Annotated in this window: 14 protein-coding genes and 1 riboswitch; of the genes, 6 read left to right on the forward strand and 8 right to left on the reverse strand. The window is 69.8% G+C overall.

The features are described 5' to 3' along the window. Positions 1–159 precede the first annotated feature (159 nt). Together WBG06_RS05060 and WBG06_RS05065 are read right to left on the reverse strand one after the other, a co-directional pair. Positions 160–1833: an ABC transporter permease gene (locus WBG06_RS05060; RefSeq protein ID WP_336735432.1), complete on the reverse strand. Its 1674-nt coding sequence runs from the start codon at positions 1831–1833 to the stop codon at positions 160–162. After that, a complete protein-coding gene (locus tag WBG06_RS05065) occupies positions 1830–2891 on the reverse strand; it encodes a thiamine ABC transporter substrate-binding protein (RefSeq protein ID WP_336735433.1) in 1062 nt (353 codons plus the stop codon). Before WBG06_RS05065 ends, WBG06_RS05060 begins: the two co-directional genes overlap by 4 nt. Beyond that, positions 2888–2996, reverse strand: a riboswitch (TPP riboswitch). Its footprint overlaps the gene before it by 4 nt. A gap of 31 nt (positions 2997–3027) precedes the next feature. Between WBG06_RS05065 and WBG06_RS05070 the strand changes: the two genes are divergently transcribed. Further along, positions 3028–3459: a GNAT family N-acetyltransferase gene (locus WBG06_RS05070; RefSeq protein ID WP_336735434.1), complete on the forward strand. Its 432-nt coding sequence runs from the start codon at positions 3028–3030 to the stop codon at positions 3457–3459. Here the strand turns inward: WBG06_RS05070 and WBG06_RS05075 are convergent. The 3 genes from WBG06_RS05075 to WBG06_RS05085 are packed head-to-tail and all read right to left on the reverse strand — an operon-like array spanning position 3449 to position 5285. Then, on the reverse strand, positions 3449–4522 hold the full coding sequence (locus tag WBG06_RS05075) for an MBL fold metallo-hydrolase (protein WP_336735435.1): 1074 nt from the start codon (positions 4520–4522) through the stop codon (positions 3449–3451). The genes WBG06_RS05070 and WBG06_RS05075 overlap by 11 nt on opposite strands. Next, a complete protein-coding gene (locus tag WBG06_RS05080) occupies positions 4519–4932 on the reverse strand; it encodes a hypothetical protein (protein WP_336735436.1) in 414 nt (137 codons plus the stop codon). The genes WBG06_RS05075 and WBG06_RS05080 overlap by 4 nt, the downstream gene beginning before the upstream one ends. After that, positions 4929–5285, reverse strand: coding sequence for a hypothetical protein (locus WBG06_RS05085; RefSeq protein ID WP_336735437.1), 357 nt, complete (start codon positions 5283–5285; stop codon positions 4929–4931). The genes WBG06_RS05080 and WBG06_RS05085 overlap by 4 nt, the downstream gene beginning before the upstream one ends. 16 nt (positions 5286–5301) lie before the next feature. Here WBG06_RS05085 and WBG06_RS05090 point away from each other — a divergent pair, with 16 nt between their 5' ends. Both WBG06_RS05090 and WBG06_RS05095 read left to right on the forward strand, forming a co-directional pair. Beyond that, positions 5302–6102, forward strand: coding sequence for a putative protein N(5)-glutamine methyltransferase (locus WBG06_RS05090; RefSeq protein ID WP_336735438.1), 801 nt, complete (start codon positions 5302–5304; stop codon positions 6100–6102). 184 nt (positions 6103–6286) lie between these two features. Beyond that, the gene (locus tag WBG06_RS05095) at positions 6287–6985 is read left to right on the forward strand and encodes a YwaF family protein (protein ID WP_336735439.1); all 699 of its coding nucleotides are present in this window, start codon (positions 6287–6289) and stop codon (positions 6983–6985) included. On the opposite strand, the gene WBG06_RS05100 is transcribed toward WBG06_RS05095, so the two are convergent. Further along, on the reverse strand, positions 6949–8037 hold the full coding sequence (locus tag WBG06_RS05100; RefSeq protein ID WP_336735440.1) for a PLP-dependent cysteine synthase family protein: 1089 nt from the start codon (positions 8035–8037) through the stop codon (positions 6949–6951). The genes WBG06_RS05095 and WBG06_RS05100 overlap by 37 nt on opposite strands. A 161-nt stretch (positions 8038–8198) precedes the next feature. Between WBG06_RS05100 and WBG06_RS05105 the strand changes: the two genes are divergently transcribed. Beyond that, the gene (locus tag WBG06_RS05105; RefSeq protein WP_336735441.1) at positions 8199–9662 is read left to right on the forward strand and encodes a malate:quinone oxidoreductase; all 1464 of its coding nucleotides are present in this window, start codon (positions 8199–8201) and stop codon (positions 9660–9662) included. 152 nt (positions 9663–9814) lie between these two features. Here WBG06_RS05105 and WBG06_RS05110 read toward each other — a convergent pair whose 3' ends face one another. After that, a complete protein-coding gene (locus WBG06_RS05110) occupies positions 9815–11164 on the reverse strand; it encodes an FAD/NAD(P)-binding protein (RefSeq protein ID WP_336735442.1) in 1350 nt (449 codons plus the stop codon). Between the two features lie 109 nt (positions 11165–11273). On the opposite strand from WBG06_RS05110, the gene WBG06_RS05115 reads away from it, so the two are divergent. Both WBG06_RS05115 and WBG06_RS05120 read left to right on the forward strand, forming a co-directional pair. Further along, on the forward strand, positions 11274–11849 hold the full coding sequence (locus WBG06_RS05115) for an ArsR/SmtB family transcription factor (RefSeq protein ID WP_336735443.1): 576 nt from the start codon (positions 11274–11276) through the stop codon (positions 11847–11849). A gap of 2 nt (positions 11850–11851) precedes the next feature. Beyond that, positions 11852–13108, forward strand: coding sequence for an MFS transporter (locus WBG06_RS05120; RefSeq protein WP_336735444.1), 1257 nt, complete (start codon positions 11852–11854; stop codon positions 13106–13108). Here the strand turns inward: WBG06_RS05120 and WBG06_RS05125 are convergent. After that, positions 13077–13454, reverse strand: a complete 378-nt coding sequence (locus WBG06_RS05125) for a hypothetical protein (protein ID WP_336735445.1) — start codon at positions 13452–13454, stop codon at positions 13077–13079. The genes WBG06_RS05120 and WBG06_RS05125 overlap by 32 nt on opposite strands. Positions 13455–13475: the final 21 nt, after the last annotated feature.

Here is a 13475-nt window from a genome sequence, read left to right on the forward strand (position 1 = left end):
GCCGAAGCGTCAGCCCCGTCGGCCGAAGCGTCAGGCCCGTCGGCCGAAGCGTCACACCCCTGACGTCTCGCTCGACGCAGCTGACGCCTCGGCCGACGTACGTGACGCCTCGGCCGACGTACGTGACGCCTCGGCCGACGGGGGTGACTTCTCGGCTGTTCACAGTGCTCCGATCGACGGTACGCGGAGACGCTCGACGAGGAGCATGACCGCAGCGGTGGCAAAGGCGAGGACACAAGCGGCGGCGAGGGCCATGCCGTAGTTGTCAGACCCCGGACGGGACAGCAGCCGGAGGATGACGACGGGGAGGGTGGGGCGCTCCTCGCGGACGAGGAAGGAGGTCGCGCCGAACTCCCCCAGCGAGGCCGCGAACGCGAAGCCGGCGGAGGCGAGGAGGGGCTTCCAGACGGCGGGTACGTCGACGGTCATGACCGCGCGCAGCGGCCCGGCCCCGAGCCCGGCGGCGGCCTGACGGAGCCGGTCGTCGACCGACCCCAGCACCGGCACCAACGTCCTCACCACCAGCGGCAACGCGACCAGCGCCTGCGCCACCGGCACCAGCCAGGGTTCGTCACGGAAGTCGAGAACGCCCGAACCGAGCGTCAGGTAGAGCCCGAGACCGAGCGTGACGGCGCTGACCCCGAGCGGCACCATGAAGAGCCCGTCGAGCACCGAACGCACCCGACGCTCGGCCAGCGACCGCGACCGCCGGGTCACCGCGAACGCCACCAGCAGCCCGAGCACGAGCGCGACCAGTGACGCCTGCACCGCGACCGCCAGCGACGTGATCAGCGCGGTGGTGACCGGCACCGGCAGCGGCGGATCGAAGCCAGGGGTCTGCAGCGCCACGTAGTTACCGAGACTCCACCGGTCATCGACCCGCAGCGAACCGAGCAGCAACGCCAGCAGCGGCCCGGCGACCAGCAGGACGAGCACCGAGGTCGACAGCAGGACCGGGAGGTCGCGCAGCGAGACCGGCCGGCGGCGTACGACGACGCGTGACTGCGCCGGGTCGGCCACCGTGCGCAGCCGCCCGGCCACGACCAGCAACCCGATCACGACCACGAGCTGGAGCACCGACAGGACCGCGGCACCAGGGAGGTCGAACAGGGTGAAGGTCAGCTTGTAGATCTCGGTCTCGATGCTGTTGTAGCGGACCCCGCCGAGGGTCAGCACGATCCCGAAGGCGGTGGCGCAGAAGAGGAAGACCACCGATGCGGCGGAGACGATCGACGGCCGCAGCGCGGGCAGCGTGATCGTCCAGAAGACCCGAGCCGGCGACGCCCCGAGCGCGGCGGCGGCTTCGCCGGGGCGCGGGTCGAGCGACTCCCAGGCCGCCCCGACCGCCCGGATGACCACCGAGGCGTTGAAGAAGACCAGCCCGAGGATGATCGCGGTGGGCGTGCCGTCGAGCCCCAGCCCGGCCAGGAGCCCTGCTTCACCGATGAGCTCACGGAAGGCGACCCCGACGACGACGGTGGGGAGCACGAACGGCACCAGCAGCCCGGCCCGGATGACTCGCTGCAGCGGAAACGACAGCCGGTGCAGCGCGAACGCGGCCGGCAGCCCCAGCGCCACGCTCAGCACCGTCGCCAGAGCGGAGGACCACAGCGTGAACCAGATCGCCCGCTGGATCTCCGGACGCTGGAGCACGCGGACCACCACCTCGGGGTCGAACGACCCCGAGGCGAAGAGCCCACGCTGCACCATCCCGACGACAGGCAGGACGAAGAAGACCGCCAGGACTGCCACCGGGACCGCAGCGAGCGCGATCAGGGTCGCGATCCGCCGGGTCGCAGCGCGTCGAGTCGAGCTCCCCAGACGAGAAGTCACCGTGCGATCATGTCGCTCCAGGTCGCCAGCCAGGCCTCACGGTTCTCCTCGATCTCCTCCGGATCGACGGAGAGCGGCGTGGTCGGCTGCTGGGCGAACTTCGCCCACTCGGGCGGCAGCTCGACGCCGGAGGAGACGGGGAACACGTACATGCTCTCCGGCAGCGCCCCCTGCACGCTGTCGGAGAGCATGAAGTCGATCAGCGCCTTGGCGCCCTCGGGGTGGTCGGCGCCCTTCAGCACGCCCGCGTACTCGACCTGCCGGAAGCAGGTGTCGAGCAGCGCCTTGGTGGTGGAGCGACCGTCCTTGACGGTGAAAGCCGGCGAGGAGTCGTACGACACGACGATCGGCCGCGTCCCCTTGCCGCCGCCCTGGGTGAAGTCGGAGTAGTAGGCCTGGTCCCAGCCGTCGACGACCTTGGTGCCGTTGTCCATCAGCTTGCCCCAGTAGTCGGCCCAGCCGTCCTCGCCGTATTCCGCGACGGTCGCCAGCAGGAACGCCATCCCCGGCGTCGAGGTCGCCGCGCCCGGAGTCACGAAGAGATCCTTGTAGGCAGGCTCGGCCAGGTCGTCGAGCGACTCCGGCGGCGTCAGCTTCTTGGCCTCGAACCACTCGGTGTCGATGTTGACGCACACGCTGCCGGTGTCGACGGGGGTCAGGAAGTGCTCGTCGTCGCCGGGCAGGTCGTAGTCCGAGACGCCGTCGGGAACCTCGCCCGGTGTGTACGCCTCCAGCGCACCCTGGTCGATCGCCCGGCTGGCGAAGGTGTTGTCGACGCCGAAGACAGCGTCACCGTCGGGGTTGCCGGTGTCCATCGCGATCTTCGTGGTCAGCTCGCCCCCGTCGCCCGCGTGCCGGATCTCGGCGGTGTAGCCGGTCTTCTCGGTGAACTCGGCCAGCACCTCCTTCGGCAGCGTGAAGCTGTCGTGAGTCAGCAGCACGACCGCCTTCTCGCCGGATCCTGTGGACTTCTCGGCCTCCGGTTCCGCCGACGTCCCTCCGCACGCGGACAGCAGCAGCGCCGAGATAGCAGTGGCAGCGATGGCAGGCGTACGCATGCGCATTTCTGACTCCCTTCGCCGGTATCAACCGGAGCAGGTTCGGAGGGTCTGCGGCGCCGTTCGCCGCACTCTCAGGCCTTCCGGCCTCCCCTGTCTGTTCCCGGCAACACTACTTGCTTGCGAGAATCGGCTCATGACCGACGTCGCCATCTCGTCCTTCGACGACCTCACGTCCTCGACCGCGTACGCCCTGTGGCGGCTGCGCCAGGAGGTCTTCGTCGTCGAGCAGGGCTGCCCCTACCTCGACCTGGACGGCCGTGACCTCGAGCCGGGGACGCGTCACGTGGTGCTGACCGACGGCGACCAGCTCGCCGGCACCGCCCGCATCCTCGACGACGGCGACGTGTGGCGCATCGGCCGCGTCGTCCTCGCCCCCAGCCACCGCGGCCGGGGTCTCGCCGACGTGATCATGACGGCTGCGGTCGAGGCGGTCACCGACCGCGACGTCGTGCTCGACGCTCAGTCGCCGCTGGCCGGCTGGTACGCGAAGTTCGGGTTCGTGAAGGACGGCGAGGAGTTCCTCGAGGACGACATCCCGCACACCCCGATGCGGCTCAGGCGCTGACGGCGGCGACCGGGGCGAACAGCACGCTCGTCTCCGTCTCCTCACGGGTGGCGAGGCCGCGAGCCACCAGCAGCTCGAGGTGAGCCTTGGTCTCCATGACCGCGAGGCCGGCGTTGAAGTAGTCGAGCTCGGCGAAGGCGCGCTCGTGGCGGGTCCAGCCGAGGTCGTTGGCGACCTCCAGCGCCGAGCGGCGCCCGGCCTGCAAGGACGCCAGCGACTGGGCGAGACGAGACTCGTGGTGGGCCAGGAGCTCGTCGACGCGGGCGTGCGACGAGGTCGCGACCGGGCCGTGGGCGGGCAGGAGCCGCAGGTCAGGGAGGGAGCGGACCTTGGTCAGCGACGCCATGAAGTCACCCAGCGGGTCGACGACCGGCACCGGCTCGAAGCCGATCGACGGCGTGATCGTGGGCAGCACGTGGTCGCCGGCGAACAGGACCGAGCCGGCCAGGTCTGCATAGACGTAGTGACCCTGGGTGTGGCCGGGGGTGTGCACGGCGTCGACGTCGCGGCCGGCGACGGAGAGGCGTACGTCCCCCTCCAGCCACTGCGACGGCATCCGCCAGTGGGACAGGTCGGGCGCGGGCGGCGGGTTGGCCGCCCACTTCGCGGCCAGGTCGTGCGCACCGGCGTACGCGAGCAGCCGGTCGGTCGAGACCCAGCCGTCGAGATCGCCGTTGGTGAGCTCGAGGGTGGGCCGGTCGCCGGAACCGAGGAGCACGTCGGCACCGAACTCCTCGCCCAGCACCGAGGCGAGGGTGTAGTGGTCGCGGTGGACGTGGGTGACCAGGAACCGCCGGATGTCACCGAACCCGAAGCCGAGCTTCTTCAACCCGGCCTCCAGCGCAGAACGCCCCTCGGTGATCGCCCAGCCGCCGTCGATCAGCGACAGCCCGTCGGAACCCTCGAGGACGTAGATGTTGACCGCCTTGAGCCCGTCCATCGGCAGCGGCAGCGGGATCCGGTGCACGCCGTCGGCGACCGTCCACGCACCCGGAGCCGACCAGTGCTCTCCCGAGTCAGGCGAGATCGCGGTGGCTGTCGACTGGCTCGTCGGCTGACTCATCGGGCTCCTTCGGGTCGACCTCTCCAGAGCCAGAGCAGACCCAGGATCGGCAGCAGGGCGGGAACGAATCCGTATCCGCTCCCGAACTTCGACCATACCGAGTCGTCCGGGAACCACGACGGGACAGCCAAGGAGAGGACACCGACGACGATCACGCCGGCCAGCTCGACCCACAGCATGATCTTCGCGAAACCGGCCGACCCAGCGGCAGCCCGGCGGATCGCGAACCAGCCCGCGACGTACGTCGCCGCGGCGACCACCGAGAGCAGGTAGGCGATCGGTGCCTCGTCGAAGTGGGTGAAGACCTGCACCAACGATCGAGCGCCCGCGGCGAGCGCGAAGATCGCGTAGACGGTCAGCAGCACCAGGTGCGGACCGGAGCGGGTCGTGGCGGGGGCGGTCTCGGTCACCTGACCATCATGACGCGTACGGCCACGACCCCCGTCGCCAGGGCGGCCGCCGCGATCACGCCCGAGGACCAGGTCGAGCGGTCGCCGCGCATCGTCTGCAGCGCCAGCGGCATCAGGCACACCAGCGCGCCGAGGTAGCCCAGGAAGGTCGACAGCGACTCCGGCTTGCGCCCGCCCGACCAGGCCGCGAGCGCCCCGATCGCGAGCACGACCGCCAGGATCTCCAGCATCCACGCCACCTGGTCGAGCCACGTCGGCCGCGGCGCCTTCAGCACCACGCCGATCGCAGCAGCGATCGTGACGAACGCGGCATACCCGGCCACGATAAATCCGATCAGAGTCACGGCGTCCACATGTCAATCTTCTCCAATGCACTCCGCCACCCCTGGCTCAGCCCCCGATCCGGCGCTCGTCGCCCGCCTCCGCGCGGCCGGCTGCGTCTTCGCCGAGGACGAGGCAGCCCTGCTCGAGGCGGAACCGGTCTCCGAGCAGGAGCGAGAGGCGATGGTCGTACGCCGCGTCGCCGGCGAGCCGCTGGAGCTCATCGTGGGCTGGGCCGAGTTCGACGGTCTGAGGATCACGGTGGCCCCGGGCGTCTTCGTCCCGAGGCAGCGCTCGAGGCTGCTGGTCGAATTGGCGTCGCGTGCTGCCAGAAGTGCGCTGGAGCGCACCCCTGACAGCACACCGCGGGTTGTGGATGTGGGGACCGGGACCGGGGCCATCGGGGCTGCCATCTCGCGGCGGGTTCCTCGTGCGGAGGTCTGGGCCAGCGACATCGATCCGGCGGCGGTCGAGTGCGCTCGGGTCAACTTGGCTTCGAACGTCGTGCTCGGCGATCTCTTCTCGCCGTTGCCGCACGGGCTCGTGTTCGACGTGATCGTGGCCAACGCCCCGTACGTCCCGACCGAGCGGATCGCTCAGATGCCGCCGGAGGCGCGGGACCATGAGCATCTCGTGGCGCTCGACGGCGGACCGGACGGGCTGGACATCCAGCGCCGGGTCATCGAGGAGGCTCCGGAGCGGCTGGCTCCGGGCGGCGTACTGATCATCGAGTCAAGCCGGGAGCAGGCGGCGGTCACCGCCGACCTCATGCGGACGCAGGGGCTCGCCGCCGAGATCCATCACGACGCAGAGCTCTACGCGACCGCGGTGACCGGGACCAGCCTCTAGAACCCAGGCGTCCCTCTGATTGCACACCACCCCCGCAGTGTGCATTCAGAGGGACCGCCACCTTGGTGTCGGAGGTCGTCCACCCCCCACCGGTGGACGACCTTCCGCCGATGAAACGGGCCGACCGGCAACCCGTGACGCGGGTTCAGAAGAATTTTTTCGAGAATCCCGTCAGACTTCCGTCATGCAGGCTTACGGTCTGACCCATCTGGTGCCGTTGTCCCTGCTCACAGCGGGGATCGTGGCCGTGGTCTGGCTGGGCAGGCGGGAGCGGCACGACGCGAATCCGTCGAAATTTTCCCGAGGGTTCGCGCTCGCGATCCCGCTGACGACCATCCCGCTGCAGGCGCACGAGTGGGTCACGGACTTCGATCTCTTCATCGACCTGCCGATCCACCTGTGCGACCTGGCCTGGATGGCGGCCGCGGTCGCGCTCTGGACCCACCACCCGTATCCGACCGCGCTGACCTGCTTCTGGGGTCTCACCCTGACCACGCAAGGTGTGTTCACGCCGGACGTCATGGACTACCCGGACGTCAGCTACTTCACCTTCTGGGGCCTGCACCTGATGATCGTGCTCGCGGCCGTCTATCTCGTCTTCGGGCTCAAGCTGCTCCCCCGCTGGCGCGACTACGGCTGGGCAGTCGCGACCACGGCGGCCTGGGCCGTCGCGGCGTACGTCCTCAATCTCGTCCTCGACGCCAACTACGGCTACCTGCGCTACAAGCCGGAGTCGGGCTCGATGCTGGACCTGCTCGGTCCGTGGCCCGTCTACATCGTCAACGAGATCCTGCTGGTCGCCGGCGTGTGGGCGCTGATCACGCTCGGGCTGCGGATCTGGGCGCGTCAGGAGGGGTCGACGAGGACGCCGGTGCGCTCGTAGTCGTCGAGGGCCGCTGCGTACGGCGCCAGGTCGATGCCCTTCTCGCTCACCCAGGCGTCGTCGTAGTAGGAGGAGCGGTAGCGCTCTCCGGAGTCGCACAGCAGCGAGACGACGCTGCCCGTCGCACCCGCCTCGGTCATCTCGCGTACGACGCCCAGCGATGCCCACACGTTGGTGCCCGTCGAGGGGCCGACCGAGCGACCCATCCGGGCCGAGAGCCAGCGCATCGTCGCGATCGAGGCCGCGTCGGGGACCTGGACCATGTCGTCGACGACCCCACCGACGAAGGACGGCTCGACCCGCGGCCGGCCGATCCCCTCGATGCGCGAGGGCATCCCGGTGGCGTAGTCGGAGGTGTCCATCTCCCAGCCGCCGTAGAAGGCGGAGTTCTCGGGGTCGGCGACCATCAGCTTGGTCGAGTGGCGGCGGTAGTGGAGGTAGCGCCCGATCGTCGCCGAGGTGCCGCCGGTGCCGGCCGAGACGACGATCCAGGTCGGGACCGGGTGCCGCTCCTGCGACATCTGGTCGAAGATCGACTCGGCGATGTTGTTGTTGCCGCGCCAGTCGGTGGCCCGCTCGGCGTAGGTGAACTGGTCCATGTAGTGGCCGTCGCACTCACGGGCGAGACGCTCGGCCTCGGCGTACATGTCGGGGGCCTTGTCGACGAAGTGGCACCGTCCGCCGTGCCACTCGATCAGGCGCACCTTCTCCTCCGAGGTCGAGCGCGGCATCACCGCGACGAACGGCAACCCGAGCAGGCCGGCGAAGTAAGCCTCGGAGACCGCTGTCGACCCCGACGAGGCCTCGACGACCGTCGAGCCCTCGTGGAGCCAGCCGTTGCAGATCGCGTAGAGGAACAGCGACCGCGCCAGGCGGTGCTTCAGCGAGCCGGTGGGGTGGCTCGACTCGTCCTTGAGGTAGAGGTCGATCCCGGGACACGCAGGCAGGGGCACCGCGTGCAGGTGGGTGTCGGCGGAGCGTTGCGCGTCGGCCTCGACGCGGCGTACGGCTTCGTCGATCCAGGCGCGGTGGGAGTCAGAGAGGCGTGGCACCGGGCGAGCGTAACCCCACCCTGAACTGTCCCCGGCATGTGCGGTGGGACACAATGAAGGGCGGCATCATGATCGAAGCGGGCAGTGAAGTTGCCCACAAGTTAGACCGATCTAAGGACCCCGATTAACCATTGCGGCCCCAAAAGCGAGACAAAAGACCTGTGGACGAACCTCTTGACGTAGTGCTGATCGGCGGCGGCATCATGAGCGCCACCCTGGGCGTGCTCCTGCAGGAGCTCGAGCCCAGCTGGTCCATCAAGATGATCGAGCGGCTCGACTCGCTCGCCGTCGAGTCGTCTGGTCCATGGAACAACGCCGGCACCGGTCACTCCGCGCTCTGCGAGCTCAACTACAGCCCGCAGAAGCCCGACGGCTCGGTCGACATCTCCAAGGCCGTCAACGTCAACGAGCAGTTCCAGCTCTCCCGTCAGCTGTGGTCCTTCCTGGTCGAGAACGGCCGCATCCCGGACCCCGACAAGTTCATCCACACGGTCCCGCACATGTCCTTCGTGTGGGGCGCGGAGAACGTCGACTACCTGCGCAAGCGCTACGAGGCGCTGTCGAAGCACCCGCTCTTCCCCGGGATGGAGTTCTCCACCGACCCCGAGGTCATCAAGGGCTGGGCGCCGCTGCTCATGTCGGGCCGGTCCGCGAAGTCGCTCGCCGACGAGCCCGTCGCCGCGACCTGGACCAACGCCGGCACCGACGTCGACTTCGGCTCGCTCACCTCGATGCTGACCCGCACCCTGGTCGACAAGGGCGCCGACCTGGAGACCGGCTCCGAGGTCACCGACCTGCACCAGACCATGGACGGCTTCTGGCACGTCTACGGCCGCAACGAGTCCGGGAAATACCACCTCCGCTCGCGGTTCGTCTTCGTCGGCGCCGGCGGCTACGCGCTGCCGCTGCTGCAGAAGGCCGCGATCCCGGAGATCCGCGGCTTCGGCGGTTTCCCCGTCTCCGGTGAGTTCCTGCGTACGTCCAAGCCGGAGCTCGTCGCCCAGCACCGCGCCAAGGCCTACGGCAAGGCCGCCGTCGGCGCCCCGCCGATGTCGGTGCCCCACCTCGACACCCGCTTCGTCGAGGGCAAGACCCACCTGATGTTCGGTCCGTACGCCGGCTGGAGCCCCCGCTTCCTCAAGTCCGGGTCGCTCACCGACCTGTTCCTCTCGGTCCGGCCTCACAACCTGGTGCCGATGCTGCGGGCGGGCCTGACCAACATGGATCTCACCGTCTACCTGGTCAAGGAGCTGCTGCGCTCGCCGCGCAAGAAGTTCGACGACCTCCTCGACTTCTTCCCCGCCGCCGACCGCAAGGACTGGGAGCGGATCATCGCCGGCCAGCGGGTGCAGGTCATCCGCCCCGACGGCGTCCTGCAGTTCGGCACCGAGGTCATCACCGCCGAGGACGGCACGATCGCGGGTCTGCTCGGCGCCTCCCCCGGCGCCTCGACCGCCCCGGCGATCATGGTCAACGTCCTGCGCCGCTGCTTCCCCGACCGTTGGGACGCCTGGCAGCCCCAGCTCAAGACGATGATCCCGGCCACCGGTGCCGAGCTCAGCGCCGACCCCGAGCTCGCCGCCGAGACCTTCGCGCGTACGGACCGCCAGCTCCACCTCGGCTGACCCCAGCCGAGGCGTCACCCCCGCCGGCCGAAGCGTCGCTCCGGTCGGCCGAGGTGTCATCGGCGTGCCCACTCGGCCGACGTACGTGACGCCTCGGCCGACGTGCCTGACGGCTCGGCCGACGTGCCTGACGGCTCGGCCGGCGGGGGCGACTACTCGGCGAGGTGGGCGGCGACGGCGGCCGCCTGTACCCGGATCTCGGGGATGGCGGTGGCCTCGTAGAGGGCGCCCTTGCAGGGCGGGCCGACGGTCAGCAGGCCGGGTACGACGCGGCCGTCCGCCCCGATGACGCGGCCGTCCTCGGTGACGTCGATGCCCAGGCGGAGAGGGTCGGGGGCGATCAGGCCGCGCTTCTGGAGCGCGAGCAGCAGGGGGTTGTCGGTGCGGGTGATGTCGGGCGAGGGACCGGTGCAGTTGATCACCGCGGTCACCTCGCGGTCGCCGTCGGCCAGCGTGATCACCGGGCTCGTCCCGGCGTCGTCCCGGCAGCCGAGCACGCCACCACCGAGGATCTCCAGGCGTCCCTCGGCCCGGTAGGCGTCGAGGAGGGCGGCGATGCGCGGGGCCATGCGGTGGCGGCGTACCTCCCACTCGCGGGCGTAGAGCTCACGGAAGCGGCGGCGCTCGGGCTCGGGCAGGCGGCGCCAGATGGACTGGGTCGGGCCGCGCAGGCCGTCGATGACGGCACGCCAGTCGACGCCGAGAGTGGCGGCGTGCTCGATCTGGCTGCGTACGAGGGACGCGATGCCGTCGGCGGTCAGCGGGCCGTCGGGGACCGGAGTCACCCAGGAGGTGAACTGGTCGTCGACGTGGGGGTTGGGCACCAGGCCGTGGCGGCTCACCATGACCACCCGGCGGGCCGGGGAGTCGTCGAGGAGCGTGACCGTCGTGTCGACGGCGGTGAGCCCGGTGCCGACGACGAGCACGGTCGCATCGGCGGGCAGGGCGCTGATCCTGGCGACGTCCCAGGGGTCCGACAGGTTCCACGGCGCCTCGGGCAGCCCGGCCAGCGGCTGGGGCGGCGGGTTGCCGTAGGCGAGGACGACAGCGTCGGCAGCGCGGTCGACGTCGTCGCTGGTCAGCACCCGGAATCCGGCACCGACGGGCTCGACGTCGACGACCGTCTCCCCGACCGTCTCCAAGACCCCGCGGCCGGCCGCAGCAGCCTGAGCGAGCCGGTCGCGCAGGTAGCGCGCGTAGTCGCGCCGCGGCAGGAAGTCGATCGGACCGAGCTCGATCCCGACCTCGGCCGCCCAGTTCAGCAGGTCGTCACGGTCGTCGGGGAAGCCCGACATGTTGTTGGCCCGGACGTTGAGGAGATGGCGGCTGTCGGTGGTCGAGTAGGCCACCCCGTAGCCGGCCTCTCCTCGTGACTCGAACAACGTGACCGACGCGCCTCGGCGGAGCAGGTTGATCGCGGTCAGCGTGCCGCTCGCTCCCCCGCCGATGATCGCCACCGTCGGGGTGGAAGGCGGCGTGGGCGGCGCGGCATCTGTCGTCACCCCGACAGGGTAACGGCGCCATCCTGGCTTTCTTCACTCAGTTGTTCGCAGGATCCCGAATCTGCAAAGAACTATTTGCAAATGTTTCTTTGCGATCTACGATGGCGCCATGGCAGCGCGCGAGATCTTCCCCGGAGTCGACCAGCTCAAGGCCCTCACCCACCCCGTGCGCGTACGCATGCTCGGGATCCTCCGCGTCGACGGTCCGTCGACGGCCACCACGCTGGCCACCCGGCTCGGCCTCAACAGCGGCGCGACCTCCTACCACCTGCGCCAGCTCGCGCAGCACGGGTTCATCGAGGACGACGAGAGCCGCGGCAACGCCCGGGAGCGCTGGTGGAAGGCGGCCCATCAGTTCACCGTCACCGGTGACGGCAAAGTGCCCGACACCGCCGACGGCCACGAGACCCTGAGCGCCTATCTGCAGACCGTTGTCACCATCTACACCCAGCAACTCCAGGCGGCGCTCGAAGAGCGCGAGCTCCTCCCGAAGGAGTGGCGCGAGGTCTTCAACCTCAACGACCGGGTCGTGCGCCTCACCCCCAGCCAGGCCCACCGCCTGGGAGAACAGGTCAACGAGATCGTCGACGGCTTCGAGGACGATCCCGACGGCGAGCCCGTGGCCATCCAGTTCCACACCTTCGCCTCGCCGGGTCGCCTCGGCTCCGATCCCGAGAAGGACTGACCGTGAAGCTGCCCCTCTACGGCTGGCTGACGGCCGAGACGATCTCCCTGCTCGGCACCCGCGTCTCGATGCTGGCGTTGCCCTGGTTCGTGCTCGAGACGACCGGGAGCCCTGCCAAGGCCGGCCTGATCGCGCTCTTCGAGATGACCCCCCTGGTCCTCAGCAAGATCTTCGGCGGCCCGATCATCGATCGCCTCGGCCCGCGCCGCGTCGCGATCGCCTGCGATCTGGGCTCGGCCGTCGTGGTCGGCCTCATCCCTCTGCTGTACGCAGCAGGCCTGCTGCACTTCCCGGTCCTGCTGATCCTCGTCGCCCTCGCCGGCTCGCTGCGCGGCCCCGGTGACTCCGCGAAGGCGTCGATGATCCCGCAGCTGGTCGAGGCGGCAGGTGTGCCGACGGAGCGGGCGACCGGCCTTCACTCGTTCGTGGAGCGCACCGCCTCGATGCTCGGCGCCGCCGCCGCGGGCCTGCTGATCGGCCTGGTCGGCGCGACCGACGCGATCGTGATCGACGCCGCCTCGTTCGCGCTCGGCGCGCTGGTGATGGCCACGACGACCGCCGGGCTGAGCAGACTCCGGGTTCCGGAGCCGACAGCAGACCCCGAACCCACCGAGCCCTCCGCTTCCTATCGCGCCCAACTGACCGAGGGCTGGCACTTCCTGCGCCGCGACCGGGTGCTCCTGGGGATGGCGTTCATGGTCGCGCTGACCAACCTGATCGACATGGCGTGGAGCAGCGTGCTGATGCCCGTGTGGGGGCAGCAGCACGCCAGCCCGGAGACGATCGGACTCCTGTTCGCCACCTTCTCGGGCTTTTCGGCGGTGGGATCGGCCGTCGCGGCGGCCATCGGTGACCGGATGCGCCGCTACCCGACGTACCTGATCTGCTTCCTCGTCACCGGGATCCCTCGATTCCTGGTGATCGCTTTCGGAGCGCCGTTGTGGGTGGTGTTCGTCGTGTTCGCGATCGGCGGGACGGCCAGCGGGTTCATCAACCCGATCCTCGGGGCGCTGCAGTTCGAGCGGATCCCCGCTCCCGTGCTCGGTCGGGTGATGTCGCTGATCTCGGCCTTCGCCTGGGGGCTGATGCCGCTCGGCGGCCTGCTCGGCGGCAGTCTCGTCTCCGCGTTCGGCCTGACCACGGCCCTGGTGATCTGCGGGGTCGCGTACTTCGTGGTCACGATGTTCCCCGCGATCGACCCGACCTGGAAGCAGATCGAGAAGCGCCCTAACAAGCCTCTCGTAGCCGCGGGATCCTAGGAATCCCACCGAGCCGCTTGTGGTAGCGGACGTGGTCGGCGTATCCCTCGAGCAGCGTCCAGAGCGCCTTGTGAGCCGGCCACGGGATGGCCTCGCCGGGAAACGCCCAGGTCGAGCCGAAGCCGATCCAGACCGGGACCCAGTCCTTGGCGCAGTCCCACTCGCCCCGCTTCGACATCAGCAGCCGGTGACGGATCTGGAACGCGACCCGCTGACCGTCCTTCACGATCGGCGCCGCGCACACCCGCCACAGCGGCATGTCGAGCGACATCAGCTCGATCTCGATGTCGCCGAGAATGCGCGGATCCACCAGGACCGTGGCGACGTTCTCATGCGGGCGCCTCATGAAGATCACGCTAGCGGCGAG

The organism is Nocardioides sp. CCNWLW239 (assembly GCF_037137035.1).
In the GTDB taxonomy this organism is placed as follows: Bacteria; Actinomycetota; Actinomycetes; order Propionibacteriales; family Nocardioidaceae; genus Nocardioides.